The organism is Flagellimonas sp. (genome assembly GCF_965233845.1).
In the GTDB taxonomy this organism is placed as follows: Bacteria; Bacteroidota; Bacteroidia; order Flavobacteriales; family Flavobacteriaceae; genus Flagellimonas.
In genome coordinates this window covers 892,272-917,832 of record NZ_OZ247584.1, presented here as the reverse complement: position 1 = coordinate 917,832, position 25,561 = coordinate 892,272, and the positions used below count along the sequence as shown (strand labels likewise).

Genomic DNA, 25,561 nt, shown 5'->3' with positions numbered 1-25,561 from the left:
TTTAATATGACTATACGATTTTTAAAGGCCGGCAATGGTGACTGTATATCCATTACATACAGGGACGGCAAGGCAAAGAACAGAAATATTGTGATTGATGGAGGACGTTCGGCCACTTATTTCGACACCAGATTCAATCGAAAGGGCCCATTACGGAAAGAGATCGACCGCATACGGTCCAACGGGGAAAAAATAGATCTTCTGGTGCTTTCCCATATCGACAATGATCATATTGAAGGATTTTTGAGTTGGTTTTCCAAGGACAAAAAGGCCAGTGCATTAGTAGAAAGGGTTTGGTTCAATTCGGGCAAATCCATTGCAAAAGAACTGAAGGAAAAGGAGAACAAGGACCTAGCGTTTAATGTCGACCTCCCTGGCAATACAAATACTGGAGTCCCTGAGGCCCTTGAATTCGAGGAGTATCTGACAAAGGGGAGCATCTGGGACGGTAAACTAATCGGAGCAGGGTCGAAACTTTCACTCCACGGCATAGACCTTGAGGTTCTAACCCCAACCCTGCAACAGCTGAGAAAGCTCGTGAGGGAGTACTACAAAAACACGGGGGAGGACATTTACACTGCAGCGGACGTTGATGACTGGAAACAAGACATCAAGGATATCATTGCACTGGAACAAAAGAAAGGTTTTCGTTTCAGACAAGATCGAAGTGTAAAAAACGGCAGTTCGATTACCATTTTAATGACCTACGGCGGAAAGAGGTTCCTTTTTTTAGCCGATTCACATCCCATAGCAGTAAAAAAGCAGTTGCACGCATTGGGATTTGGAAAAAACAATCCACTGGTGGTCGAACTCTTCCAAGTATCCCATCATGGCAGCAAGGCGAATATGCACAAGCACCTATTGGAAATTATCAAAACGGACAACTATGTATTCAGCACCAATAGTGTGAGACATGGTCATCCCCATAAAGCAACCATTGCACGTGTAGTGAGCGAGAATCCTAAGGCCAACCTGTTCTTTAATTACGACAAAGTAAAAAGTGGTATCCTCACACCTCAAGACAGAAAGGATTTTCCCAATGTCGAACCTAAACTAATCACAGAATACGTGGTGAATCTATGAACGATGACGACCTACTCAGATATTCGGTCAAATTGCCCAATGGCAGTGGGTGCTTGTTCCAGCCTATGACCACGGAATATACCTATATACTTACTGCAAAACACCTTTTTGATGAGATCGCTGTTGAACCAGGTGCTGAGAACAACGAGGTCCAGATCATCAGGCATGTATTTGACCAGGGGCAATGGAGTGAATTGCCAATCCCTTTTGTCCCTGAACTTGGGGTGAGTTATTTTCCACATGAAGAAAACGACTGCGCTATTTTAAAAATTCCCTATTACGAAGGGTACGGAGATCTACATGTTGAAAAAAACATCGATGCCAAAGATGGCTATAGGCTGTGTGGGTTTCCTAGAGATCAAAGAGGTCGTCCTGTAGGAGAGAATTTCTCTATTTATGGCGCTACGGTTCTAAATTCCACTAACCACGGTCGAGTGGCCCAGTTGCCCGAATTACTCGCACAGGAAAACATCGCAATGATGTCCGGCGGGGGCTATCTCAAAATTGAGGGAGACCATTTACGGGTTTTGGGGATTCAAAATGGTATGGCGAGCGCTGCAGAACACGCTTTGGGAAGGACGGTTTTTTCCCCAATGATGTTTTTTGATGAAATAATCGCATACGACGCATTTCAAGACCAGCTAGAACCATTGCTACCTGCTTACCTAGCCTCGTTTTCCTTTTTGAGTGATGATATATTCAAAATGGAGGTCGGGGTAGATGAAGACGTGGTTGCAAGAAAAACAAGGCTTTGCAGGATCTTAAAGGCCAAGGCCCGGGAAATCCGCGATGGAAATATCACTCCGAGGTCTATCCAAGACCACTTGGGGGACAAACTTTTGATGTTGGAGCAGCAGGATGTCCAATTGCAAAAGCAGGGAGTCTGGAAAATGTGGCTGGAACTTTTGACAATCTTGAACATTGCCAAGGACAATGTCCATAACCTTGCGGACATACCGGAAATTTTCCAAAGAGTTCGAATGTTTTTTTCGGATGTAAACGGGGATTTTTGGACCAATCACTTGCATGAACTCCACAAACTGGATTATTCTGGGTTGTTACGGGATGGTATTGTGGTGGTAGGTTCCAATGTAAAATCAGCAGATTCCGAAATGGTAGTACTTGACCCAGCCCGCATACCGGGGAACATCGCCAAAGCCAGAATGGAATTTGAAGAGGGCCAGATTGGGCAGGAAATAGATGCCGCGACAGATTTTCCATTTGACAAGTACACTTATGTCAATATATCTTACTTTAAAGAAAGTACAGTTAAAGAGCTTGAGAATGACTTCACTCAGGATTCCCTTGCTAATTGTCTAACCGTTTTAAAAGAACTTTATGAACAACTCATCCCTGATTGGTAAAACCGTAGATGCCTTCAGATCTCAGTTCCGTGATATGCATCTAACCCATGAAACGGTTGAAATGGACAAGAGTCTGGCCCACAGCTTTTTTATAGACTTTGGAAATGCAGAAGCCCTATCGGAAAACTGGCAGCAAATCGCTAATTTTATAGCACTGCATTTCCAGAACAAATTGGATGACGAGTTCCAACGATGGAACATCTATCTATTTTTTAGGGTTGTCGGCCCCGTGGGAAAAGAACTGAAATACAAAATCGAAAACGATACGTTCTCCAGCAGAAAGGTCATTATAGAGAGTTCTATGGACTCTCATTCTGCGATTAAGGTTCATATCGTGAACGAACTTACACAGATAGGAGCCGAAAATTTAAGGACAAAGACCCAATTGGAACATAACCCAATGATTCGGGAAGTACTAAAGGGAAAGACCCTAAAAAAGAGTAAAATCACCCCGGAAGCGCAAAAGGCCTATGACAAACTATTGGAAAATTTAAAAAAAGGGAATGAAGTTTAAATCCATTGAAATATCGGGATTTAGGGCCTATGATAGACCGGAGAACGCCACATTTCAATTTATGGATTCTGAAGGGGAGCCATTGAACTTTATTTCCATATATGCTCCGAACGGCTTCGGAAAGACCTCCTTCTATGATGCCGTAGAATGGGGTGTTACGAATAATGTTAGCCGCTTATGGCAGCGCAAAAATTCTTCTGAAAAAGCCCTGAACCGTTTGCGGAGTGTACGGGAAAGCAAGAAAAAAATCGATTTGTTGCGCAATACCAATGCGTCAGGCCCTACCTATGTACGGTACTTGACCACCAGCATGGAAAACCCTACTGAACGGAAATTGAAGGTTCATGGCAGTAGTAAGGCAGACACCACAAGAAGCCATGGGGTCAGGCTCAGTTTTAGACGCGTAATACTCTCCCAAGAATGGATATCCGCCTTTTTAAAGGAAGACGATGGCGAGCTGAGGTACAAAAAATTTATGGAGAACCCAGATCTCCAAGACACGGACAAGTACTACCAAAATGTCAAGGCCCTAGAGGAGACCAATCGTAAAAAAATGGAAGATCTCAAAGAAGAGATTGATAAGCTCAAATCCAAAATTCAGAGCTTGGACGAAGGGAACATTCTGGATGGGGTCAATGAATTGGTCAAAAAAATAGACACGGACCATCAGGGACCAAAGCTTAGGAAGATTGCATTGACTGCCACTCAGAAAGAGGTCAAAGATTTACAAGACCTTGTGGCCAATGAACTTATTGAAGTCGATGACCGCAGTGAGCTCAAAGTCCTTTTGGGATACTTGGATCAAGCAATAGTTGGGGGCAATGGAGTTCCGTCCATCAAACAGTATTTCCAGAGCCTTAAGGACTTACAAAAAACACAACAGGAAAACTCTTTAGTCAAGGGGAACATCGAGAACTTTGAAAAGATACAATCCGCCAACAACGAACTGAAAAATAGTGAGAAGGAAAGGGATAACCTACGTTCTTCCAATGAAGCCCTGAAAAAGTTGATGTTGCTCTTCAATAAATTCGATAAGGTACGCTCCGGACTATCGGAAAAGAAAAATATAAAGGGTGAACTGGAAAAACAGGTCGAGAATCTTGAAAAAGACATTGAGCGGACAAAAAGGGAACAGCTGAGCGCAAAAACGGCCTTGGATAGCCTGGTCAAAAGGGAAGCTGAACTTCAAAAGGATATGGAATCCCTGCCCAAATTGGAGAAGGACTTTAAACAAGTCAATTTGGATATAACCCAAAAGGAGAAGGCAAAAAAGAAACTTGAAGATTCCATTTCAAAAAACGAAACCAAAAGGGATGGTATTGCTGAGGAAATTAAGGAACTTGAACAGATCAGACAAGAAGCTCTTGACGGTCAATTCGCGTTGACCACGGTCGCTGAAGACAAAGAATTGTCCAAGGTCATCAAGGAATTGATGGATAACGCCGACAATAGGTTCAAACTTAAAAAACGGCTTGAAGGCATCCAAAAGGCCATACAAGAACAGGAAGAACTCAATGTTACTCTTGAGGCCTTTATTGCCTCTGGCCTTGAGATCATCAACAAAAGCCAAATGGATACCTGTCCTTTGTGCGAACAAGGTTACGGGTCCTATGAGGCCCTATTGGACAAGGTATCGAACAATACAGCACTTTCCGCTTCCATTAAGATTATTTTGGAGCAACGCTCCGAACTGAACAATGAAATCAAAGAGCTGGACAGTGCCTCGGAAATACTTTTGGAAAAACTTATTGCCCATTATGACGCACAGCTAGAAAAACTGAAAGAACAAAGATCAGAGATTACCGACCAACTCAAGGAGTACGACAAAGACCTGGCAAAAACCCAGCGTGAAATGACCGATGTACAGCAGACCCGTTCCAGTTTATTGGAAAGGACAAACGGGAAATCACCATCGGACTATCGGAAGGACTTGACCAACAGAATAGACAAAAATTCAAAAGAGCTCACCAAAGCACGGGAGGCACTCACAATCAAGGAGAACGACTTAACCGGTAAGGAGAAAAGTCTTAACGAAGCAAAAGGAAGGGTAAAATTATTGGAGGAGGAATTGGAAGTACTTTCCACTAATGAAGACTACACAAAAGTCGGACAATGGTTCATTCAAGAGGTCCCAGATAGATCCCTGACCAAGGCTACTATGGAACAGAAGGCCAAAGAAAACCAAGACTCCCTTAAGAAGGTAATGGAATCCCATAGGGCTTTGCAGGAGAGAATCAAGACCCTGGAGGAAACCCTAAAGTCACTCGACAGGTCACAACTGGAAGAAAGACTCAAAAAGCTCCTGCAACAAAGTGAAGACTTGGAAAAACAGATAGGCGGGTTCGAACATCATGTTGAGAATCGCCTTTCATTAGATATCAAGAAAGCCGACCAGTCCAAATTATTAAATGAACTGAAGGCAAAAAGGCGAGAGACCAAGAAAAAACAGGAACAGACCGAAAAATTATTGGAAGACCTCAAGCGACTTGAAAAACTTGCCACCAACCTGATACCCTTTTTGCAATCCGAGAACGCACGAATGACAAAGGAGGAATATGAAAAGGAACTAACTTTTCTAAAAAAGACCGTTACCCCGCTGTTGAAAAGTGAGGTGAAAAGGACCAAGGAATTCCTTGAAAGAGAGATAAAGGAATTCTTTTACGTGGAGTTGATAAATGAGATATACCGAAAAATTGACCCGCATCCCGATTTCAAATCAGTTGAGTTCAAAGCTGACTTTGATCTGGAGAACCCTAGCCTAGATGTTTTTGTCAGAAACAGCGATGATGAAAGCATCTTGATTCCTAATCTTTATTTCAGCACCGCCCAGATTAATATACTAAGCTTGAGTATTTTTTTGGCATCGGCACTAAACTCGAAGGAATATGATTGTATTTTCATCGATGATCCCATCCAATCCATGGACAGTATAAACATCCTCTCCACCATCGACCTACTGCGGAGCATAGTGGTGAAGCATGACAAGCAGATTATCCTTTCGACACACGACCATAATTTCCATAATCTCTTGAAAAGGAAAATGCCCTCGAAGCTGTTCAAGTCAAAATTTATGGAACTCGAAAGTTTTGGCAAGGTCCGGGCCGACGTTGCCGTTAATAGGTCAACCAGCCTATAAGCCATGGCAGTTGTCCTTGTCCGAAATTGTTTTTGCTAGAGCAGCACGAATCGGGAGTGCCGTTATCGACCATACATCCAAAGGGTACCCTGGCAGTTCCTTGGTGATTTTCGCCTAAAAGGATACGGTGCCCGATAGGAAGAGGTTCAGTTCTGGGCCAACACCGCTTTGCACGCTCCAATCCACCCCTATCGAAAGAAAGGAGGAGGGCTGAAAAGACCTGTACTTCCATTTATCGTACCGGTACTTCCTTGCCTGCTCCCCACGCCCAAAAATGGCCTTCTCCTCGACCTCGCTTTTCTCATCGCCGTAATCTTCCGGTTTCCCAAAAAGTGCCTTATCGGTAAATCCAATCGCGACACCGGCGGTTGCCTTTGGCCTACCATTGATGGTGGAGACAAATGTATCTCCTCCGGAAAGGATTTCCGCACTCAAGTAATAAACAGGTACGACATAAGGCCTGATGTCCTTTTTCAGTTTTTTTACCACCAGGGAATCCTTGTCCCTTCGGAGCTTGTTCTTACTTAACCGTGAGTAACTCAACGATAGGAACGCCCTGCTGACATTGTTCTCCAGTCGGCCAAATTTCCCATCGAAATCATCAAAGGAGATTACCTGGTCGTTGGTATTTACAACCCCTTCAAACCTTTTGAAGTTCGTGCCAAATTCTGTTCTGTCATAGGTGATCGGATCGATTTGGGCATTGAGTGAGAAGGCATCCACCGAGTAATCCTTTTTATCAAAACAGAACGCCGTCCCATTAAAGAACAGGGAAGCCGTTATCGGCTTGCTGTCCCTTATTTCCATATCGACGGGGTCAAACCTATCGAAATTGTCCATGGAGACCTGGACCCCGGTCCTGACCGAGCTAAGTCTTTGGGGCTTGATATTGCCCGGAAAACCATTGGGCATAATCGCTTGGTTAAAGGAGTTTATATAGAACAGCCCCAATAGTACCCCTTTATCCTCAAAATCAAGTTTGTCAAGATCGACAAACTTTTCGATGTTCAGGATACCGAATTTTACGGACAGTGCCTCGACCTTGTTGGCCGTCAATCTGGGTTTATAGGTGGCAGAGCCGATGGAATCACGGTCAACAACGGCCCACAATCTGTTATCGACCGGAAATGTCCATTCCAAGGAGGTCTCACCCCCGTTGATCTTCAACAGTTTGATTTCACCGTTTTGCAGACTCAATACGGATTGCTGCTGGCTATTTTGGAATTGGGCAATGGACAGGACGGGGCCAAGCCCCAGGAGTAATACGAGGATTTTCTTCATAATATTTTTTTGAAGATCTTTAAAAAAAATAGTGCTGGGGGCGAACTGAAATGGGGGAATCCGAAATTACGGAAATGTAGGTATAAGCTACTTTAAATGTAATATTATTATGCATAAATTAATAAAAAATAGCTCTAGAGCCCAACGATTTACTAATTTAATTCCCAAGACCGTCCGCTGTTCGGAATCCAAGGGCATACGGGACCCATAGCACTTCCTGTCATGGGTTCGGTTTTGTTACCAAACGCCCAAGTTAGGTTTCAGTCCCCTAAAAATCGGAAGGCGCTGTCCGTTTCACCCTAGATGAGGCACGCCGTTTTGGTCCTAGGTCCAGACCATTTTTCAAGACGTGCTTTTTCAAAAATTCCGAACTAATTTCGAACAAATTTTATTTAGAATACTTTAATCATCTGATTTTCATTAATTTAAACGGATAATGTAGATATACAGAACGTTTACCACACCATGAAGGAATAGTTTCGCTGTTTAAAAGCTGCTAATTGTAAAGAGGTCTGGAATTTACCGACCAATAATCAAAGTTCATCTTATGCGTAATTCTATCCTAGCACTTTTCATGTTTGTTGGACTTGGAATACTGTCTGCCCAAGAAATGACCCCTACCAAACTCTATGAAATTATTGAAAAAGAGGCCGATACTGTCAAAGTAAATGGGAACCAATACCAGTTTTTGTTTAATGAGGCCATGTTGATCTGTGTTTTTGATGAAAATGCGAATCGCATGCGGATCATTTCACCTATTGTGGAACGGGAAAAGCTTGGTGAAGAAGAATTATTGAACGCCCTAGTCGCCAACTTTCATTCCGCTTTGGATGTAAAATACGCCCTGAGTGATGAGATTATTTGGTCCGTGTATACCCACCCATTGAAGGAACTTTCAGAACATCAAGTGGTTGATGCCATCCAGCAAGTATATGCCGCGGCTTTAACCTTTGGCAGCAGCTATTCAAGCACCAACCTGGTATTTCCGGGCAACAAGAAAAAAGTGGAGAAACCCAAGGCCAAACCGCTTAAAAAAACCTAGTAGCTATATTCAGGAATACGCCCCTGGACTCCCTTGAAAAAGGCACGGATTTTTTTGAAATCCTGTTGAATGTCCTCTGTTGGTAGAAATGGCTCCGCTACCTTTACATGTTTTTTTCCAAAGTCAAACGCGACCATAACAATGGGGACTTGGGCTTTTTTGGCAATGTGATAGAACCCTGTTTTCAGTGCGGTTACTTTTTTTCGGGTTCCTTCAGGTGCCAACGCAAAACGGAATGTTTTCCTTTCCTTAAAGATTTCTGCTATACTGTCCACCGTGTTGGAGCTTTTGCTCCGATCAATGGGAGCGCCGCCCGTCCATCTAAAAAACCAGCCAAAGGGAGGTTTGAAAAGGCTCTTTTTTCCAATATAGTTCATCTCCTTGTTGATCACCTTTCGCACTAAAAGTCCTAAAAAGAAATCCAACCAATGGGTATGGGGAACTACGATGATCACACATTTCTCCAAATCGGGAAAGGCACCTACCAGCTTCCAACGCAAAACCTTGAAGTATAAAAATTTGGCTAAGCGGTGCATCATATCAATACTATTTTAAGCAAAAGGAAAGGCTTCCTAGATTCGGGAGTAGAGCTCTTGGAGTCGCTCAGGGGTCATAATGCTTTTCCAATCCTTCCCCAGTGCATTTTCCCATAATGCACACATTCCCAGAGACACTTCCACCATAGTATCAAAATCACTTTGTGAAAGGTTTGAACATATACCTTTGGGCATTTGAATATTATGTTTTGAAAGCATCTGGTTAAAGAGTTTCACTCCCTCTGGATAGAACTCCTCCAAATGTTGAAATACCAAACAGTTTCCAATTCCATGTTTGATTCCCAAAAGATAGGACAGACCATAACTCATGGCGTGTGCTATCCCCACCTGGGAATACGCAATGCTCATCCCTCCATGCCAAGAGGCCATCATAAGCATATCCCTTGCAGCCTCTTCTGGATGATCCTCCAAGAAAACTTCCTTGCATAAATCCAATGCCTTTTCGCCATAGCTTTGACTAAAAGCGTTCAAATAGGTCCCTTCCAAAGATTCTATACAATGGATAAAACAGTCCATTCCCGTATAGAACCATTGTTCCTTGGGTACGGTTTGTGTCAAATCCGGGTCTAGGATTACCTGGTCAAAGGTGGTATGGTCAGAGTTGATACCCAGTTTTTTCTCCGGCCCCAACAGTACAGTGGTACGTGAGACTTCTGCTCCTGTTCCGCTTATGGTCGGAACCCCAACATGATATATGGCGGGACGCTGTACCAGATCCCACCCTTGGTAATCCTGCGCCAAGCCATCATTGTTCAAAAGTATGGATACCGCTTTGGCCAAATCCAGTAGGGTTCCCCCTCCTATACCTACAATTCCTGAAGGAAGTTCATCAAAGTTCTCGCGAATCCTTGCAACCAAGGCATCCACCTGCGCAGTTTTTGGCTCCTCATCTGCCGAAATAAAGATGAGCTCATCGTTGAACATCAAAGGGATTTCATTGGCCAAACTCCTGTTTTCAAAAAAGTCATCCAATAAAAAGATAAAGGGAGCGTCAGAATTTCGTCTTTGGGGTAAAAGTATTTCACCCAACTGGGAAAAACTTCCTTTTCCGAAAATTACCCTAGGAACCATGGGGAAGTTCCTGTACGAGGTATTTTTTGATATGGTCTCCTTGCTTTCCAAGTTATAGTTCATCTTCATTAATTTTCCAAGTACTTTAGAACATCCTTGAGATTGTTCAATTTCAGATGATTGTTTATCTGTTCATCTTCAGTAACCATTTCATGTGCCCAAGTCGTATGAAAGGGTACATGAATGGCTTTGGCCCCGATATTCAAAATGGGTAGGACATCCGATTTAAGGGAGTTGCCGATCATCAGGAACTCCGCAACATCTATCTCCAAATGCTCCAATAGATTGCGGTAATTGTTCTCTTTTTTATCACTTAATACTTCTACGTGATGAAAATATTTAGAAATTCCCGACTTCTCCAGCTTTCGCTCCTGATCCAACAAATCGCCTTTGGTAAGCACAATGAGCCTGTACTTATGCTCCAATTTGGACAGTACTTCCTCTACCCCATCCAATAGTTCCACAGGGTGGGATATCATTTTTTTGCCCAATTCCAAAATCTCGGTTAAGGTTTGTTGGGAAATCCTGTTGTTGGATAAATCCAATGCGGTTTCAATCATGGATAGTACAAATCCCTTTACTCCATATCCATAGAGTTCCAGGTTTTGCATTTCAACCTTGAAAAGTTCCTGGTCAATCTTGTTTTTGGTTTCATATCCCTCCAACAACTCTGCAAAGCGTTCCTCGGTCTCCCTAAAATAGGTTTCGTTTACCCAGAGTGTGTCGTCGGCATCAAAACCAATGACCTTTATGTCTTTAAAATTTATATCCATGCTTTTTTGGCTCGTTCTAGGTCTTCGGGGGTATCAATTTCTATGCCGGTCACGTGAGTTTCCACCATTTTTATTTTTTTTCCATATTCCAAAAATCGGATGGCCTCAATTTTTTCCTTGGCCTCCAAAGAGCGCATGGGCAGTCTTTGAAAATCCATTAAGGCCCTTTTTCTAAAGGCATATATGCCCTTGTGTTTGTAATAGGTGGCTTCTACCTCTTCATCTCTTGGATAAGGAATCGGCGACCTTGAAAAATACAAGGCAAAATCCTCCTTGTCCACAATGACTTTTACCGTGTTGGGATTTGCAATTTCGTCCCAATCCGAAATCGGGGTCATCAAAGAAGCCAAGTCAATTTCTTTCTTATCATCGCTTTTGAACACCTCAATTACCTTGGTTAGACTTTCCTTGTCTATAAAGGGTTCATCGCCCTGCACATTGATCACGATGTCCACATCCATGCTTTCCACGGCCTCTGCAATTCTATCACTTCCGCTTTCATGATGGTGTTTACTGCGAAGTGCCTTTCCTCCAATAGAAGTGATTACCTCATAAATAACATCATTATCCGTGACCACAAACACTTCATCAAATAAACCTGTTTGGACTGCTGCCTCATAGGTACGAACAATAACCGGTTTGCCCTTTAAATCCTGCATTAGTTTAGCGGGAAATCTAGAGGCCTGGTACCGGGCCGGTATCATGGAAATAATCTTCACCTAAATTGATTAAAATTTTATCTAACTCCTTTTTGGCCGCAATTTGCGATAAATTCTAAAAATGACGACCAAAATAATGATTACTAGAATAGCGGCAATGGGTGGCACCAAAATAGAGGCTGTGGATACGACCACGGCCGTACCTGTCTCTACGGTGGATACCACGGGGTTCGCCACACCGCCGGTAGTTGCTGTTGAGGTTAGTCTTCCTGCTGCGTTGGCCCCTTTTATGGCGGTTGCCGTACCCCCTCCTGCTATTATGGCAAGAGACCAGGTTACCACGGGATCAAGGTTGGCCACAGTGGATACTACCACTGCAGTTCCGGCAATGGCTGCCAAGGGAACGGCCAAACTGTCCAAGGCATTGTCCACCCATGGGATGAAATAAGCGAATATTTCAACCAAGGTGGCCACACCTAAGGTAATCAAGGCCGCCAAACTCCCAATCCATTCCCAATTTTCATTGAGATCCCAAACTCCAAGATATGCGGCCAAACTCAGTGCGAATAGGGGCAGAAAAACCCTAAATCCAACGGAGGCGGCCAGGCCAATGCCCAAAAAAATGCTTATTATAGTATCTGGTGTCATGCCCATGGCTTTGTCTAAAATAGAATATTCCTAGTCAAGAAAAAAATCATCCTTGAATCCAATCAAAAATAGTTTTTCCTTGGCTCGGGTAACCGCAGTGTACAACCATCTCAGATAATCTTTGTCCACCCCATTGGGCAAATAGGGTTGTTCCACAAAAACATTGTTCCATTGCCCACCTTGCGACTTATGGCAGGTTATGGCATAGGAAAACTTCACCTGCAGCGCGTTAAAGAACTTGTTGTTCTTCACTCCCAAAAACTTTTTGTACTTGGATTTTTCATGGTCGTAATCCTTCATCACCTCTTGATACAGCCTGTTGCCATCTTCATAGGAAAGTGAAGGGGTCTCGGCCTTGATCGTATCTAGTAACAGGACCGTTTCAAAGGGTCTTTGGTTAGGGTAATCCACCATTTTAACCTTGACCTCAGCAAATGAAAACCCGTACAATTCCTTGATAGCAAAGAGTTCCAGGATTTCCAAAATATCTCCGTTGGCAATAAAACCAGCTTCGGAATTGGGCCGAAGCCAGAAGTAATTGTTCTTCACCACCATCATATAATCCCCCACGGCAATTTCGTTGTCCAGAAAAAGAATGCGTTCCCTAATGTTTTGATTGTACAGGTTTGCCCTTTTATTGGATCGCACGACGATTGCCGTTTCCTCCTTGCCATCATTTGTATAAGAAGAATCAATGGCCTCTTGGATTTCGGTTCCATCCACCAATCGGACCACATCCTTAAAAGATCCCAATTCAAATTGAAAGCTATCATAGAATTGGGTCTGTAACTGTTCCCTTAAATGCGTTGCATTATAAAGGATACCCGAATCATGGGTTTGCCTCATTACTTCATCCAATTCCAGGCTCTCCACCTCCTTATTGTAATTCAGTGCAATCCTGTCCTCTTCCAAAGCGGGACTTAAATCCAGTTTAACCGGGGGCAACTGCGCAGTATCCCCTATCAACAATAATTTACAGTTATGTCCGGAATACACATAATACATCAGGTCATCCAGGAGCGATCCATTTTCAAACAACTTGGAATCTGCAGGAGTATCTGGAATCATGGAGGCCTCATCCACTATGAATAGGGTATTGCGGTGCTTGTTGGGAGCCAATACAAACTGAATGCCTCCTCCAGATTGTTTTTTGGGAAAGTATATCTTTTTATGAATGGTGAACGCTTTTGTTCCGGAATAGACAGACATGACTTTGGCAGCCCTTCCAGTTGGAGCCAATAAAACGGAGCCCATTCTTATTTTCCACAGGCTATTGACCACCGTTCCCACCAAAGTTGTTTTACCAGTTCCCGCAAACCCTTTTAATAGGAAAACCCGCTCCTCCTTCTTGACAAAAACAAAGTTGGAAAGCTTCTCTAATGCAATGTTCTGTTTAAGGGTGGGCTCGTGAGGAAATTTTTGGTATAGAATCTCTAAAAATCCTGAAGGTGTAGGGTCTGTCATAGGCTGGTTTGGATGGTATGGATTTTTAAAGCAAAAAGTTTCGTGATTAAAAAAAAATTGTAGATTTGTCAGTAACCGCTAAATTAACTAAGAAAGACAATATTCGCATGTTAAACTTAATTCTTATTGTTGTTGTTATTTGCCTTGTGACCATAGGCCTTGTATTCCTAATTGACAGATTTTTGCCTCAAAAAATCAAGCCTGTTTTGGTAATTGCCTTTGGCCTTTTGAGCATTTTTCTTGGCTACAAAATCTATCAATCCATCAACGCCCCCATTGAGTTCAAAAAGGTAAGAAAAGAAAGGTTTTCCCGTGTTATCGCCAAGCTAAAGGATATCAGGGATTCCCAAGAAGCCTATAAAACAGTAAACGGACGATTTGCCAGCAATTTCAATAGTTTGGTTCAGTTTGTAGATACGGGAAGTTATACCATTACCAGCCAGAAGGATTCTTCCTTTATGCGTTATGACAAGGTTTACCAAATTGACTTGCAAGTAGATACTGTGATCATAGATACTTTAGGGTTTATCAAGGTGAAGGATTCCCTTTTCAAAAATGATGATCGCTACAAGACCATGATGGACATTCCTTATGCCCAGGGTGGAGAAAAATTTGAAATGAAAGCTGATATCATCGACAAGCAAGGATATAAAGCTCCAGTTTTTGAAGCCAAAGCAAAAAAGGATTTGATACTATACGATCAGCCTGCCGATTTGTTGGCTAGAGAAAATGCCCATCAAAGTGTGGAAGAGGTGAATGGAACAGAAATTAAGGTTGGTTCGCTTACCGATGTGAGCACCAATGGAAACTGGCCTCCAATCTATGACAGAAAAGACCAATAATATCTCGGAGCAAAAATCCGAAAACACTTTTAAGAAATTGTCCATTCAAGTTGGTTTGAATGGACTTTCTTTTTGTGTGCTGGATACCATTTCCAATGAGATCCTGGCATTTGAAAAGGTAAGCTTCAAAACGGCTTCTACCCCCTATTTGCTCCTTAAGGAGCTTAAGGCCGTGCTCAACAAGAATAGCACGGTGGGCACCAACTTTTCAGAAGTGGTGGTTATTCATAAAAATCGCCTGTTTAGTCTTGTGCCCAAAGCTTTGTTCAAAAAAGAGGAGCTTGCCAACTATTTAAAGTTCAATGCCAAAATAATGGCCAATGATCATATTGCCCATGATGAAATTGCCAACCACGACCTTGTCAATGTTTATGTTCCCTTTACCAATGTGAACAATCATATTTTTGATCTTTTCGGAGCCTTCGAGTTTAAACATACCGGTACCGTCTTAATTTCCACTTTATTGAACCAAACCCGCGCAACATCCCAACCCGTGTGTTACGTTCATGTGGCGGAAAAGGAAATGGAAATTGTGGTCATATCGGATAAAAAGCTGCTCTTTTACAATCATTTTGAATACAAGACCAAGGAGGATTTCCTGTATTTCTTGCTCTTTAGTTTGGAACAACTTCAGATTGATTTGGAACAGGTGCAACTCAAGTTGTTTGGACTTGTGGAGGAAGGGGATGCCATTTTTGAACTTTGCTATTCGTATATCCAATCTGTTTCCGTTTTCGTTCCTGTGGATTCCAACTATCCTTTGGATCAATTGGAAAGTCAGGCCATTGATTTTACTTCCTTAAGCAAGTTGTAATGCGTATTATTTCTGGCAAGTACAAGGGCAAAAGACTTACCGCGCCAAAAAAACTTCCCGTCAGACCTACAACGGATATGGCCAAAGAAGGACTTTTCAACATTTTGAACAATCGGTATTACCTGGATGATGTAAAGGTCGTGGATTTGTTTGCAGGTACAGGTAACATCAGCTTTGAATTTGGTTCCAGGGGAAGCAAGGAAATTATTGCTGTTGACAGTTTTTCCGGCTGTGCCCAGTTTATTTCCAAAACCGCAAAGGAACTGGATTTTCCCATTGTCGCCGTTAAGTCGGATGTGTTTCGCTTTTTGGAGCGTACCAAGGAACAAGCCAACATCATTTTTGCCGACCCCCCTTATAATTTTGATACCAACCAATTTCTGAAAATTGTAGATCAGGTTTTTGAAAATAACCTATTATTGGATGAGGGACTCCTGATTGTTGAACACGCTGCCCAGACCGATCTCTCCCAACATGATCATTTTTCTGAACAAAGAAAATACGGGGGAAGCGTTTTTAGTTTTTTTGAAGTGGGAGTATCCGAATAACGGAGTCTAAATGTATAAACAGCTATTTAGAAAAGCAGGCCATAAGCCGGATTCTGTATGTCCCTATCATTTATCTAGGCATTTGGTTGCCCAAAAGCTCTAACCGCCTACCCTCCAATTTGGGCGTGCAGCCCTCAAACACTGGTATACGTGGCGTTTCACCGCATAGAGTTTACCTGATTTCACTACAGCCTAACTGTACTTGCTTTCTGTTGCACTGGTCCTCGTTTTTCAACGGACGGGCGTTACCCGCTATGCCGCACTATGGTGTCCGGACTTTCCTCCCCAATCCCAAAGGGACTGCGGCGATAAGGTGGCCTGCTGGCGGCAAAGGTAAACCAATTGTTAATAAAAAAAAGCGATGAAGTTCCTCCCTCTATTTCTTTGCCGCTTCCTATTTTTATATTTGTAGTAAAGCAAAACCTTACCCCTTTTGGAACCGTTTATTGTATCGGCACGGAAATACAGACCCCAGACCTTTAAAGATGTTGTGGGGCAAGGTGCTATTACCAATACTTTGGACAACGCCATTGAAAACAATCATTTGGCCCAAGCCTTACTTTTCTGCGGCCCTCGTGGGGTAGGTAAAACCACCTGCGCGCGAATCTTAGCCAAAAAAATAAACCAAGATGGTACAGAACGGGAAGATGAGGATTTTGCCTTCAATATTTTTGAGCTTGATGCGGCCTCCAACAACTCTGTGGATGACATTCGAAGTCTTATAGACCAAGTTCGCATACCTCCACAGGTAGGTAAGTACAAAGTCTATATCATAGACGAGGTTCATATGCTCTCCCAATCTGCTTTCAATGCGTTTTTAAAGACCTTGGAAGAGCCACCCAAGCATGCCATTTTTATCCTCGCCACCACCGAAAAGCACAAGATTATCCCAACCATTCTATCCCGCTGTCAAATTTTTGATTTCAAGCGAATTACGGTCAAGGATGCTGCGGATTACCTAAAATATATAGCAGAAGAACAAGGGATTAAAGCTGAAGAAAGTGCACTGCATATCATTGCCCAGAAAGCAGATGGTGCCATGAGGGATGCCTTGTCTATTTTTGATAGGGTAGTAAGTTTCTCGGGGAAAGAGTTGACGCGAAAGGCGGTCACTGAAAATTTGAATGTGCTGGATTACGATACCTACTTCTCCACCACCGATTTAATTTTGGACAACAACATCCCCGATTTGTTGATTTTGTTCAATAAAACCTTATCCCTGGGATTTGATGGGCATCATTTCATCACAGGGCTGGCCTCCCATTTTAGGGATTTGATGGTTTGCCAACATCAAGATACCCATGCCCTATTGGAAGTTGGTGAGGATGTAAAGCAACAGTATAAAGATCAAGCGAAAAAGGTAGATCAGCAGTTTTTGTTGAAAGCTTTGGAAATTGCCAACGATTGCGACCTCAAGTATAAGACCAGCAAAAACCAACGTCTTTTAGTTGAACTTACTTTGATGAAATTGGCCTCCATTACGTTTAATGGAGAAAAAAAAAACCTTAATTTCATAGTTCCCGCCTCTTTCTTTAAGACCACACAAGAAAGAATCGATGCCCCAGCTCCAAAACAAGAATCCGAAGCAAAGGAAGTAGATGTATCTGAACCTGTGGCCGTTCCAACGGAGGCACCAGAGGTTGAAGCCAAGGTTGGGATAGCTCCACCAACCCCTACTCCAAAAATCCATATAAAGTCTCCTGAAAGAAGAGTATCGGGCTTATCGCTGCGCAGTATTAAAACCAAAAAAGCGCATGAAAATGTGAAGGCACCCGCCATAAATCAGAAAGATTTACCCAAAGAAAAGTTCAGTGAAGCGGATATGCAGGCCCATTGGAACGATTTTGTACAACATTTGGAGGATAAAGGCCGTAAAATCTTGGCAAGTAATCTTCAAACCGATGTTCCCAAGCTAAAGGACCAACAAACCATTTGGATTGAACTTCCCAACGGCACCATGAAAAAGGAGGTGGAACGGGAACAGAGCCTTATGATGGATTACCTAAAACAAAAACTGAACAACCATTCCATTAGTTTGTATATCACAGTCAATGAGGAGGTAGCCAAGAAATTTGCGTTTACCCCAGAGGAGAAATATGAAAAGCTCCGGGAAAAGAATCCGGCCATTGACATGCTGCGCCAAGAGTTTGACCTCGACTTTTAAGCCCGCCCCATTGTTGGAATACGCTTATCTTTACGCCTTAAAACAAATTCAAGAACAATGCTGGGATTAAAACTGCCAACGGACCCAAGATGGGTGAATATTGTGGAGAAGAACATTGAAGAAATTCTTACCGATCATGCGTATTGCGAGCAAAAAGCTGCCAGTATGGCGATCTCCCTGATTATAGGGTTTCCCGAAAAATCTGAATTGGTCAAGGAAATGACCGCTTTGGCCCGGGAGGAAATGGGCCATTTTAATATGGTTCATGACAAAATACTAAAAAGAGGCTGGGTACTTGGTAGGGAACGCAAGGATGAGTATGTGATTGAACTTATGAAGTTTTTCCCAAAAGGAGGCAGCAGGGAAATCCATCTTATACACAAGTTACTCTACGCTGCCATGATCGAAGCAAGAAGTTGTGAGCGGTTTAGACTGCTTTCCGAAGAAATCAATGATGCGGAACTATCTGAGTTCTATAGAAGTCTTATGGCCAGTGAAGCCAATCACTATACCATGTTCTTAAAATTCGCACGTAAATATGGAAATCGTGAGGAAGTGGATGAAAAATGGCAGCAATTGTTGGAATATGAGGCTGAACTCATGAAAAATCTAGGCAAAAAGGAAACCATGCACGGCTAATCCTCCTGGTAATACAGCGTCTTGATTACCCCATCTGCCAAACCAATTTTGGGCACATGAATTTTTTTGGCCCCGCTCCATTTGGCTGCCGAGAGAAAAATTTTGGCTGCGGGAATGATTACATCCGCCCTATCCTGATTTAGGCCCAGCTCAGAAATCCGGTCTTCATAATCCATGCTGTTCAAGAAATGGTATTGGGCGTTGAGCCAAATATAGGACAAGGGCTGACCTATTTTCCTTCCGGACATCTTGTGTAATTTGTTGATGTTTCCACCAGAACCGATAATCTCAACTTTGCCCTCACCCTTCAAATTGGAGGTAATCCATTCCCGAACCATATTCCAAGCCTGTTCCTTGACCTGTTGGTTCAAAATCCTAAGTGTGCCTATTTTAAAAGATCTTGACGCTTTTAAACTTCCCCTGTTAAATATGGTAAACTCTGTACTTCCACCTCCCACATCAACATATAGGTAGGTCCTATCATCCTTGATAAGCTCCTTTAAGTCCGTTGAGGCAATAATCGCTGCTTCCTTCTTTCCATCAATAATTTCTATGCGTATGCCTGATTCCCTAAATACCTTTTCCGTAACTTCATACCCGTTTTTAGCTTCGCGTAGTGCAGAAGTTGCAGTGGCCATATATTTTTCCACCCCATAAATTTGCATCAGCAAATCAAAGGATTTCATGGTTTTGATCAGACGTTGTAGGCTGTGTTCCGAAATCTCCTTTTTGGAAAAGGAATCCTCACCCAACCTGACGGGTACCCGAATAAGGGCGCTTTTTTTAAAGGAAGGAGGTTTATCTTCATGCTCAATAACATTGTGCACCAACAACCTAACGGCATTGGAGCCAATATCAATTGCGGCCAACTTTCGAATGATCAATTTGAAAGAGTTAGGATTCTAATTTCAGTTTGTAATAATCATACAGGGCAAACTGGGATCTCGTTTCTGTATCCTCGGCTGTTTTTTCGCGGTAGGCATTGTCCTGATTCGCAGAAAAAACCCGGGCTTTTTGGTTGTCCTTCCATGAAATATCAAAAGTATCCAATAGTTCCTGTTTAATATCCGAATCGTAAATAGGGCAGCCTACCTCCACCCTAAAGTCAAGATTACGTGTCATCCAATCGGCAGAGGAAATATAGATTTTTGGATTCCCCTCATTCCCAAAAATGAAGAGTCTTGGATGTTCCAAAAACTTGTCCACCACACTGATGGCCTCAATATTTTCGCTCATACCGGAAACACCTGGAATCAAACAACAAACGCCCCTAATAATAAGCTGCACCTTTACCCCTGCTCTACTTGCCTCGTAAAGCTTGTCCACCATTTTGTAGGAGGTAAGACTGTTCATTTTAATTTTGATAAAGGCTTCCTTGCCCACCAATGCATTGGCAATCTCATTGTCTATAAGTTTCATAAAGGTAGACTTGGTATAGTGCGGAGATACTACCAGATGCTTGTATTTATGGATCTTGTAGTTGGTTTCAAAAAAATCAAATACCCTGGCCATTTCCTTAAGGATTCCCTCATGGGAGGTGAACAAGGTATAGTCTGTATAGATTTTGGCGGTGGATTCGTTGAAATTCCCAGTACTAATGAATCCATATCTTTTAATGCCTTCGGATTCTTCCCGCTCTACCAAACAAATCTTACTGTGTACTTTAAGGCCGGGAACACCGAATATCAATCGGATTCCTTCCGCCTGGAGCTGATTGGCATATTGGATATTGGCTTGTTCGTCAAATCTGGCCTGCAATTCAATCTGCACGGTAACTTGTTTGCCGTTTTTAACTGCATTGACCAATGCAGCGGCTATTTGGCTATCATTGGCAAGTCTGTAAATAGTGATTTTAATGGCCCTAACCTTTGGATCCAGTGCTGCCTCCCTTAAAAACTTGGTCACATAGGAAAAGGTGTGATAAGGGGTATAGATCATGTAGTCCTTTTGGGCTATCAGCTCCAGTAGACTCCCATTCATGCTAAACCCTTTTACAGGAAGTGGCTCTATTTTTTCGTACATGAGATCATGGCGTCCCAAACTAGGAAACCCCATATAATCGCGACGGTTGTGATAACGACCTCCAGGAATAACACTATCGGTATCCACTATGTTCATCTTCTCTTTTAGGAACTGAAGCGTGTCCTTGTCTATACTTTTATCATAAACAAAGCGTACGGGATCACTGATCTTTCTATGCTCTACACTGGAAGAGATCTTTTGGATAAAACTCTTGGTCAAATCATTGTCAATATCCAACTCCGCATCTCGGGTAATCTTGATCATATGGGCGGAAATCGACTCAAATTCAAACATGGTGAACACACTGTCCAAACAAAAACGAATGAGATCATCAAGAACTATGATATAATTTTTATCCCCTTCTTTGGGCAGCACAACAAAGCGGTCTATCCCTTTCGGTATCTCAATAAGTGCATATCTATTGTTATTGGGGGTGCCATTTTCATTTTTCATGACCATTTTCACCGCCAAATAAGCAGCCGTATCCTTTAACAATGGGAATTCAGTCAGATCATTTAGGATAATGGTCATCAACTCCTGGTTCACCTTCTTGAAAAAGTATTCCCGAATGAACTCAGCCTGGTTTTCATTGATCTCATCCTCGTTGATGATAAAAATGTTCTTGTCTTTAAGCTCTTCCTCTATACTTTCCAGAATTTCTTGGCTACGCGCTTGTTGTTCAATAACAATCTTCGTGATTTCCTCCAACAAATCCTTGGCCTTTTCGCCACCCAAAACACTCTTTCCTTTTTTTCCAGCATCCACAATGCGTTTGACGGTTGCATACCGCACTTTGAAAAACTCATCCAGATTATTGCTGAATATTCCCAAGAACCTTAACCGGTCTATCAGTGGAACTTTTTTATCCACACTTTCCTGAAGTACCCTTGCATTAAAATGCAACCAACTGATTTCCCTGTTTACGTATTCGTTCTTTACTTTGATCATGAATTATTTAAGGTGTTTTGGAAAAATTACCGTTTCTGAAGTTCCTTTTGCCACTTTGTTCCAACTATCCACGTTGAATTTGATGTGAACCAGTCCCGATGTGGGAACGTTATCAATATACTGATCTCCCCATGTATTTGCAAGCGTTGTGAAGGCATAATTATGTCCAAATATCATAACGGTTTGGTGACTGTTATCCAGGCCGTGAACAAAGTTTGCAACGCTATTACCAGAAAAGTCATAAAGTGCTTCGTTGACCTGAAAATTGTCCAGATCAAAACCGATATTCCGTAGAACGATCATACTGGTGTGGAGTGCCCTGTTGGCCGGACTTGAAAAAGCAAAATCAATGGGAAGCTTATTTTCAGCAAACTTTTTGGACACCAAGCCAGCATCCCTTATCCCTCGTTCTTTTAGCGGTCTGTCTTTGTCCGAAACATCATATGCCCAAGACGATTTTCCATGTCTGACCAGAATTATTTGTTTCATTATAATCGCTTTATGGTGCCAATCGTTCTATCTTCCAGTTCAAATCTTCCTGAAGTTCATATCTAATTCTGTCATGAAGCCTATTCGGTCTTCCCTGCCAAAATTCAATGGATACCGGCCGTACCAGATAACCGCCCCAATGCTTGGGTCTTTCAATTTCTTTTCCCTCCAGTTCTTTCTCTAGTTCGGCAAGCTTCTTTTCCAATACTTCCCTTGAACCAATGACTTCACTCTGATCCGACACCACAGCACCCAGCTGACTGCCCACAGGTCTTGATTCGAAATAGCCATCAGACAGGTTCTCAGCAATTTTTTCAGCCTTTCCCTTTATGATTACCTGACGCTCCAAATTGGGCCAAAAAAAGGAAAGGCACACTGCGGGATTTGCCAAAATAGCCCGGCCTTTTTCGCTATTGTAGTTGGTATAAAAAATAAACCCTTCGTGCGTGTACTTTTTCATGAGTACCACACGGTTTTTCGGATAACCATCCAAACCTATGGTGGAAATGGTCATGGCGTTGGGTTCATCAGGTCCACCAGCAGCCTCAACCTCATAAAACCACTTTTGAAACTGCTCCAACGGATTTTCCTTGATGGAACCTTCCACCAAACTACTTTTTTTGTATGATTTTCGATAACTGCTTAAGTCTTCTTGCATATTCCCAAATAGGTTCTACACAAATTTCAACAAAAGAAGGCAGAATAGAAAGGCAGAAAGGGCTAGATATCAAAAGATTTTCCGTCATCGGCCAAGGCCACCCTGGGAAATACCTCCAAGGCTTCTTCTTTGAATAGGTCAATGGTCTTGTACCTAGTGGAATAATGTCCCAAAATAAGACTCCCCACATTTGCCTTTTGCGCAATCTGGGCCGCTTGTTTGGCCGTTGCATGTTTTGTTTTTTGACACAATCGGGACTCAGCCTCCAAAAAAGTGGACTCATGGTACAGTACATCCACATTTTCAATTAGGGGTAAGATGGTTTCATTATATGCCGTGTCACTACAAAAGGCATAACTTCTGGGATTCGGTGGGTCCAAAGTAAGTTTTTGATTGGCAACTTCAACTCCGTTGGCCGTTTTCCCATTGGCCCCATTTTTTATGTTGTTGAATTGGCTACGGTCAATTTCATGTTCAGCGACCGCATTTACATCCAGCTTTCTTGGTGCTGGCTTTTCTTTAAATAAAAAGCCATTGGTATACACTCTATGGTCAAGGGGGATGGTCTGTACACTTACAGCATCATCTTCAAACACCAATTCTGTTTCCTTGGATTCAAGTTCGTGAAAAATCAATGGGTAATTGGTCCAAGAATCCCCCAGTTTTAAAAAAAGGGTCACCGCTTCTTTGATTCCCTTTGGGCCGTAAATATGCAATTCAGATTCCCGACCCAGTAATCTAAAGGTGGAAATGAGGCCTGGAAGTCCAAAAAAGTGATCCCCGTGCAAATGGGAAATAAAAACATGTTTAATCCGGGAAAACTTAATCTTGTATTTTCTTAACTGTACTTGGGTACCTTCTCCACAGTCAATTAAAAAAATATGGTTTCTTACCTCCAGGACTTGGGAGGTAGGGTTGGTAAACGTTCGCGGGGTGGCTGAATAGCAGCCTAAAATCGTCAACTTCATATACCCAAATCGCGCTCAATTTCTTCCATTTCTATAAGATCCTTAGCCTCTTGAATGGTTGGCACCACATTGATTTCATCCGGAATCTCATCGTAGGAAACCTTACTGGTCACTAGAATGAATGATTTGTTGGTGCTTCTATGTGTTGTTGAGATATCCAAAAATTCCAATACATCTCCAGCGGATAATTTACTAAACGAGAACAAGTTCACAATAATGTTATCGTGCTTGATTTTGGGATACCCTTTTCTCAAGTTATCCAGGAAGGTTTTAAGGGAGGTTTTTTCCTGGAAAACAATGGTCGTTGTTCCTTCCTTATCAAAAATCATGGTTTTATTTTTTAGCCGCCAGCAGGTAAATTACCGCCATGCGGATGGCTACTCCATTTTCAACTTGCTCTAAGATAATGGATTGATTTGAATCTGCCACATCACTTGTGATTTCAACCCCGCGATTGATGGGTCCAGGGTGCATGATCACAATCTGTTTGTCCAGACTATTGAGCAATGCCTTGTTCACCCCAAATTGTTGGGTATATTCCCTGGTGGATGGGAAATAACTAATGTCCATCCGTTCATTTTGAACGCGAAGCATATTGGCCACATCGCACCATTCCAGTGCTTTCCTGAGGTTGGTCTCAACTTGTACCCCCAAAGATTCAATATGCTTTGGAATCAGCGTCTTTGGGCCACATACCTTTACGTTGGCACCTTGTAGCTTTAGGGCAAAAATGTTGGAAAGTGCTACTCGGGAGTGCAAGATATCGCCAACAATCACTACATTTTTTCCGCCCACATCTCCCAATTTCTCTCGAATAGAATAGGAATCCAGTAAAGCTTGGGTTGGATGTTCATGGGCACCATCCCCCGCGTTAATGATGGATGCATCCACATGCTTTGATAAAAAGATTCCCGCTCCCGGATTTGGATGGCGCATGACCACCATATCCACTTTCATGGAGAGAATATTATTTACAGTATCAATTAAGGTCTCACCTTTTTTTACCGAAGACTGGGAGGCGGAGAAATTGATTACATCTGCGGACAGCCGTTTTTCCGCCAATTCAAAAGAAAGCTTGGTGCGCGTGCTGTTTTCAAAGAAAATGTTGGCTATGGTAGTATCCCTAAGCGTGGGCACCTTTCTAATGGAACGGTTTATGACTTCCTTAAAATGGTCGGCGGTTTCAAAAATGAGCTCTATATCCTTCTTGTTCAGATACTTAATTCCTAATAAGTGATCTACACTTAGTTCGCTCATTTCCAATTATTTATTTACTAAATACACAACATCCTTCCCGTCGTTCTCCTCCCACATTACCTTGACCTTTTCCTCATTGATGGCATCTACCTGTCGACCTCTATAATTGGGTTGGATGGGCAAGTGCCTACTAAACCTTCTGTCTATCAGGGTCAAAAGCTCAATATCTGAAGGTCTACCAAAGGATTGGATTGCAGTCAGGGCTGCTCTGATACTTCTTCCCGTATAGAGCACATCATCAATAAAAACAACGTTTTTGTCCTCCACCAAAAAGTCAATCTTGGTAGTGTTGGCTTTCAACGTCTTATCGCCACGTCCAAAATCATCCCTATAAAAAGTGATGTCCAAAAACCCCAGTTCAATGTCTTTTACCTTGTACTCTTCCCTTAAGATCTTGGTCAATCGCTCCGCTAAAAAAACGCCCCTTGGCTGTATTCCAATCAAGGCCGTGTTTGAAAAATCGAGATGGTTTTCTAAAAGTTGACAGGCCAGACGGTGCAGTATGATGTTTATCTCTTTGGAGGTAAGAAGTACTTTTTGACTCATTTGCTAGGCTACCAACTGGGTTGCATGCAAAAGTAAACATTTCTACAAAAGTTTGCTGCACAAAAAAGCCCTGC

Annotated in this window: 25 protein-coding genes and 1 other RNA gene; 10 read left to right on the top strand and 16 right to left on the bottom strand. The window is 42.5% G+C overall.

All coding sequences use genetic code 11. From position 1 onward, the window contains the following. Positions 1-6: 6 nt before the first annotated feature. The 4 genes from ACO6S0_RS04205 to ACO6S0_RS04190 are packed head-to-tail and all read left to right on the top strand — an operon-like array spanning position 7 to position 6,097. Positions 7-1,083, top strand: coding sequence for a ComEC/Rec2 family competence protein (locus tag ACO6S0_RS04205; protein ID WP_422350758.1), 1,077 nt, complete (start codon positions 7-9; stop codon positions 1,081-1,083). Then, the gene (locus ACO6S0_RS04200) at positions 1,080-2,447 is read left to right on the top strand and encodes an ABC-three component system protein (protein WP_422350757.1); all 1,368 of its coding nucleotides are present in this window, start codon (positions 1,080-1,082) and stop codon (positions 2,445-2,447) included. Before ACO6S0_RS04205 ends, ACO6S0_RS04200 begins: the two co-directional genes overlap by 4 nt. Next, on the top strand, positions 2,422-2,961 hold the full coding sequence (locus ACO6S0_RS04195; protein ID WP_422350756.1) for an ABC-three component system middle component 1: 540 nt from the start codon (positions 2,422-2,424) through the stop codon (positions 2,959-2,961). The genes ACO6S0_RS04200 and ACO6S0_RS04195 overlap by 26 nt, the downstream gene beginning before the upstream one ends. After that, complete coding sequence (locus tag ACO6S0_RS04190) at positions 2,951-6,097, top strand: AAA family ATPase (protein ID WP_422350755.1); 3,147 nt, start codon at positions 2,951-2,953, stop codon at positions 6,095-6,097. Before ACO6S0_RS04195 ends, ACO6S0_RS04190 begins: the two co-directional genes overlap by 11 nt. 114 nt (positions 6,098-6,211) lie before the next feature. Here the strand turns inward: ACO6S0_RS04190 and ACO6S0_RS04185 are convergent, their stop codons facing one another. Continuing rightward, positions 6,212-7,378: a hypothetical protein gene (locus ACO6S0_RS04185; RefSeq protein ID WP_422350754.1), complete on the bottom strand. Its 1,167-nt coding sequence runs from the start codon at positions 7,376-7,378 to the stop codon at positions 6,212-6,214. Positions 7,379-7,925: 547 nt separating this feature from the next. Here ACO6S0_RS04185 and ACO6S0_RS04180 point away from each other — a divergent pair. Then, entirely contained in the window at positions 7,926-8,420 is a 495-nt protein-coding gene (locus ACO6S0_RS04180) for a hypothetical protein (protein ID WP_422350753.1), read from the top strand. Here the strand turns inward: ACO6S0_RS04180 and ACO6S0_RS04175 are convergent. Genes ACO6S0_RS04175 through ACO6S0_RS04150 form a run of 6 tightly spaced genes read right to left on the bottom strand, consistent with a single transcriptional unit; the run spans position 8,417 to position 13,592 of the window. Then, positions 8,417-8,956, bottom strand: a complete 540-nt coding sequence (locus tag ACO6S0_RS04175) for a 1-acyl-sn-glycerol-3-phosphate acyltransferase (protein WP_422351796.1) — start codon at positions 8,954-8,956, stop codon at positions 8,417-8,419. The two genes, ACO6S0_RS04180 and ACO6S0_RS04175, sit on opposite strands and share 4 nt — an antisense overlap. Positions 8,957-8,992: 36 nt before the next feature. Beyond that, positions 8,993-10,117 carry an iron-containing alcohol dehydrogenase family protein gene (locus tag ACO6S0_RS04170; protein ID WP_422350752.1) on the bottom strand — a complete coding sequence of 375 codons (1,125 nt, stop codon included), beginning with the start codon at positions 10,115-10,117 and terminating at the stop codon, positions 8,993-8,995. Then, positions 10,117-10,821 carry an HAD family hydrolase gene (locus tag ACO6S0_RS04165; RefSeq protein WP_422350751.1) on the bottom strand — a complete coding sequence of 235 codons (705 nt, stop codon included), beginning with the start codon at positions 10,819-10,821 and terminating at the stop codon, positions 10,117-10,119. The genes ACO6S0_RS04170 and ACO6S0_RS04165 overlap by 1 nt, the downstream gene beginning before the upstream one ends. Continuing rightward, complete coding sequence (gene kdsB / locus ACO6S0_RS04160; RefSeq protein ID WP_422351795.1) at positions 10,812-11,525, bottom strand: 3-deoxy-manno-octulosonate cytidylyltransferase; 714 nt, start codon at positions 11,523-11,525, stop codon at positions 10,812-10,814. Before kdsB ends, ACO6S0_RS04165 begins: the two co-directional genes overlap by 10 nt. 36 nt (positions 11,526-11,561) lie before the next feature. Then, positions 11,562-12,128 carry a DUF4126 domain-containing protein gene (locus ACO6S0_RS04155; protein WP_422350750.1) on the bottom strand — a complete coding sequence of 189 codons (567 nt, stop codon included), beginning with the start codon at positions 12,126-12,128 and terminating at the stop codon, positions 11,562-11,564. A gap of 30 nt (positions 12,129-12,158) precedes the next feature. After that, positions 12,159-13,592 carry an ATP-dependent DNA helicase gene (locus ACO6S0_RS04150; protein WP_422350749.1) on the bottom strand — a complete coding sequence of 478 codons (1,434 nt, stop codon included), beginning with the start codon at positions 13,590-13,592 and terminating at the stop codon, positions 12,159-12,161. Between the two features lie 194 nt (positions 13,593-13,786). Between ACO6S0_RS04150 and ACO6S0_RS04145 the strand changes: the two genes are divergently transcribed. From ACO6S0_RS04145 to ACO6S0_RS04135, 3 genes are read left to right on the top strand one after another with little or no spacing between them, the layout of a single operon-like run. Then, positions 13,787-14,434: a hypothetical protein gene (locus ACO6S0_RS04145; RefSeq protein WP_422351794.1), complete on the top strand. Its 648-nt coding sequence runs from the start codon at positions 13,787-13,789 to the stop codon at positions 14,432-14,434. After that, a complete protein-coding gene (locus ACO6S0_RS04140; protein ID WP_422350748.1) occupies positions 14,415-15,248 on the top strand; it encodes a DUF3822 family protein in 834 nt (277 codons plus the stop codon). Before ACO6S0_RS04145 ends, ACO6S0_RS04140 begins: the two co-directional genes overlap by 20 nt. Further along, positions 15,248-15,796 carry an RsmD family RNA methyltransferase gene (locus tag ACO6S0_RS04135; RefSeq protein WP_422350747.1) on the top strand — a complete coding sequence of 183 codons (549 nt, stop codon included), beginning with the start codon at positions 15,248-15,250 and terminating at the stop codon, positions 15,794-15,796. The genes ACO6S0_RS04140 and ACO6S0_RS04135 overlap by 1 nt, the downstream gene beginning before the upstream one ends. A 27-nt stretch (positions 15,797-15,823) precedes the next feature. Here the strand turns inward: ACO6S0_RS04135 and rnpB are convergent. After that, positions 15,824-16,121: RNase P RNA component class A (gene rnpB, locus ACO6S0_RS04130), an RNA gene on the bottom strand. A gap of 108 nt (positions 16,122-16,229) precedes the next feature. On the opposite strand from rnpB, the gene ACO6S0_RS04125 reads away from it, so the two are divergent. Then, positions 16,230-17,960: a DNA polymerase III subunit gamma/tau gene (locus tag ACO6S0_RS04125; RefSeq protein ID WP_422350746.1), complete on the top strand. Its 1,731-nt coding sequence runs from the start codon at positions 16,230-16,232 to the stop codon at positions 17,958-17,960. 57 nt (positions 17,961-18,017) lie between these two features. Continuing rightward, a complete protein-coding gene (locus ACO6S0_RS04120) occupies positions 18,018-18,599 on the top strand; it encodes a tRNA-(ms[2]io[6]A)-hydroxylase (protein WP_422350745.1) in 582 nt (193 codons plus the stop codon). Here the strand turns inward: ACO6S0_RS04120 and ACO6S0_RS04115 are convergent. The 8 genes from ACO6S0_RS04115 to pyrR form a co-directional block, all read right to left on the bottom strand. Next, entirely contained in the window at positions 18,596-19,483 is an 888-nt protein-coding gene (locus ACO6S0_RS04115) for a Ppx/GppA phosphatase family protein (RefSeq protein ID WP_422350744.1), read from the bottom strand. The genes ACO6S0_RS04120 and ACO6S0_RS04115 overlap by 4 nt on opposite strands. A 10-nt stretch (positions 19,484-19,493) precedes the next feature. Then, on the bottom strand, positions 19,494-21,569 hold the full coding sequence (gene ppk1 / locus ACO6S0_RS04110) for a polyphosphate kinase 1 (protein ID WP_422350743.1): 2,076 nt from the start codon (positions 21,567-21,569) through the stop codon (positions 19,494-19,496). 3 nt (positions 21,570-21,572) lie between these two features. Then, a complete protein-coding gene (locus tag ACO6S0_RS04105) occupies positions 21,573-22,058 on the bottom strand; it encodes a SixA phosphatase family protein (RefSeq protein WP_422350742.1) in 486 nt (161 codons plus the stop codon). 10 nt (positions 22,059-22,068) lie between these two features. Beyond that, positions 22,069-22,716, bottom strand: coding sequence for a pyridoxamine 5'-phosphate oxidase (gene pdxH, locus ACO6S0_RS04100; protein WP_422350741.1), 648 nt, complete (start codon positions 22,714-22,716; stop codon positions 22,069-22,071). A 62-nt stretch (positions 22,717-22,778) separates the two neighbouring features. Then, positions 22,779-23,684: a ribonuclease Z gene (locus ACO6S0_RS04095; RefSeq protein ID WP_422350740.1), complete on the bottom strand. Its 906-nt coding sequence runs from the start codon at positions 23,682-23,684 to the stop codon at positions 22,779-22,781. Then, positions 23,681-24,013, bottom strand: coding sequence for a ribonuclease Z (locus ACO6S0_RS04090; protein WP_420399181.1), 333 nt, complete (start codon positions 24,011-24,013; stop codon positions 23,681-23,683). Before ACO6S0_RS04090 ends, ACO6S0_RS04095 begins: the two co-directional genes overlap by 4 nt. A 4-nt stretch (positions 24,014-24,017) precedes the next feature. After that, positions 24,018-24,941 carry an aspartate carbamoyltransferase catalytic subunit gene (locus ACO6S0_RS04085; protein WP_422350739.1) on the bottom strand — a complete coding sequence of 308 codons (924 nt, stop codon included), beginning with the start codon at positions 24,939-24,941 and terminating at the stop codon, positions 24,018-24,020. A 6-nt stretch (positions 24,942-24,947) separates the two neighbouring features. Next, entirely contained in the window at positions 24,948-25,487 is a 540-nt protein-coding gene (pyrR, locus tag ACO6S0_RS04080; protein ID WP_420399179.1) for a bifunctional pyr operon transcriptional regulator/uracil phosphoribosyltransferase PyrR, read from the bottom strand. Positions 25,488-25,561 lie beyond the last annotated feature (74 nt).

Excerpts from the sequence above, each read along its gene's own strand:
- ACO6S0_RS04205 (WP_422350758.1), top strand. The coding sequence starts at position 7 with ATGACTATACGATTTTTAAAGGCCGGCAATGGTGACTGTATATCCATT.
- ACO6S0_RS04200 (WP_422350757.1), top strand. The coding sequence starts at position 1,080 with ATGAACGATGACGACCTACTCAGATATTCGGTCAAATTGCCCAATGGC.
- ACO6S0_RS04195 (WP_422350756.1), top strand. The coding sequence starts at position 2,422 with ATGAACAACTCATCCCTGATTGGTAAAACCGTAGATGCCTTCAGATCT.
- ACO6S0_RS04190 (WP_422350755.1), top strand. The coding sequence starts at position 2,951 with ATGAAGTTTAAATCCATTGAAATATCGGGATTTAGGGCCTATGATAGA.
- ACO6S0_RS04185 (WP_422350754.1), bottom strand. The coding sequence starts at position 7,378 with ATGAAGAAAATCCTCGTATTACTCCTGGGGCTTGGCCCCGTCCTGTCC.
- ACO6S0_RS04180 (WP_422350753.1), top strand. The coding sequence starts at position 7,926 with ATGCGTAATTCTATCCTAGCACTTTTCATGTTTGTTGGACTTGGAATA.
- ACO6S0_RS04175 (WP_422351796.1), bottom strand. The coding sequence starts at position 8,956 with ATGCACCGCTTAGCCAAATTTTTATACTTCAAGGTTTTGCGTTGGAAG.
- ACO6S0_RS04170 (WP_422350752.1), bottom strand. The coding sequence starts at position 10,117 with ATGAAGATGAACTATAACTTGGAAAGCAAGGAGACCATATCAAAAAAT.
- ACO6S0_RS04165 (WP_422350751.1), bottom strand. The coding sequence starts at position 10,821 with ATGGATATAAATTTTAAAGACATAAAGGTCATTGGTTTTGATGCCGAC.
- kdsB (WP_422351795.1), bottom strand. The coding sequence starts at position 11,525 with ATGATACCGGCCCGGTACCAGGCCTCTAGATTTCCCGCTAAACTAATG.
- ACO6S0_RS04155 (WP_422350750.1), bottom strand. The coding sequence starts at position 12,128 with ATGACACCAGATACTATAATAAGCATTTTTTTGGGCATTGGCCTGGCC.
- ACO6S0_RS04150 (WP_422350749.1), bottom strand. The coding sequence starts at position 13,592 with ATGACAGACCCTACACCTTCAGGATTTTTAGAGATTCTATACCAAAAA.
- ACO6S0_RS04140 (WP_422350748.1), top strand. The coding sequence starts at position 14,415 with ATGACAGAAAAGACCAATAATATCTCGGAGCAAAAATCCGAAAACACT.
- ACO6S0_RS04135 (WP_422350747.1), top strand. The coding sequence starts at position 15,248 with ATGCGTATTATTTCTGGCAAGTACAAGGGCAAAAGACTTACCGCGCCA.
- ACO6S0_RS04120 (WP_422350745.1), top strand. The coding sequence starts at position 18,018 with ATGCTGGGATTAAAACTGCCAACGGACCCAAGATGGGTGAATATTGTG.
- ppk1 (WP_422350743.1), bottom strand. The coding sequence starts at position 21,569 with ATGATCAAAGTAAAGAACGAATACGTAAACAGGGAAATCAGTTGGTTG.
- ACO6S0_RS04105 (WP_422350742.1), bottom strand. The coding sequence starts at position 22,058 with ATGAAACAAATAATTCTGGTCAGACATGGAAAATCGTCTTGGGCATAT.
- pdxH (WP_422350741.1), bottom strand. The coding sequence starts at position 22,716 with ATGCAAGAAGACTTAAGCAGTTATCGAAAATCATACAAAAAAAGTAGT.
- ACO6S0_RS04095 (WP_422350740.1), bottom strand. The coding sequence starts at position 23,684 with ATGAAGTTGACGATTTTAGGCTGCTATTCAGCCACCCCGCGAACGTTT.
- ACO6S0_RS04090 (WP_420399181.1), bottom strand. The coding sequence starts at position 24,013 with ATGATTTTTGATAAGGAAGGAACAACGACCATTGTTTTCCAGGAAAAA.
- ACO6S0_RS04085 (WP_422350739.1), bottom strand. The coding sequence starts at position 24,941 with ATGAGCGAACTAAGTGTAGATCACTTATTAGGAATTAAGTATCTGAAC.
- pyrR (WP_420399179.1), bottom strand. The coding sequence starts at position 25,487 with ATGAGTCAAAAAGTACTTCTTACCTCCAAAGAGATAAACATCATACTG.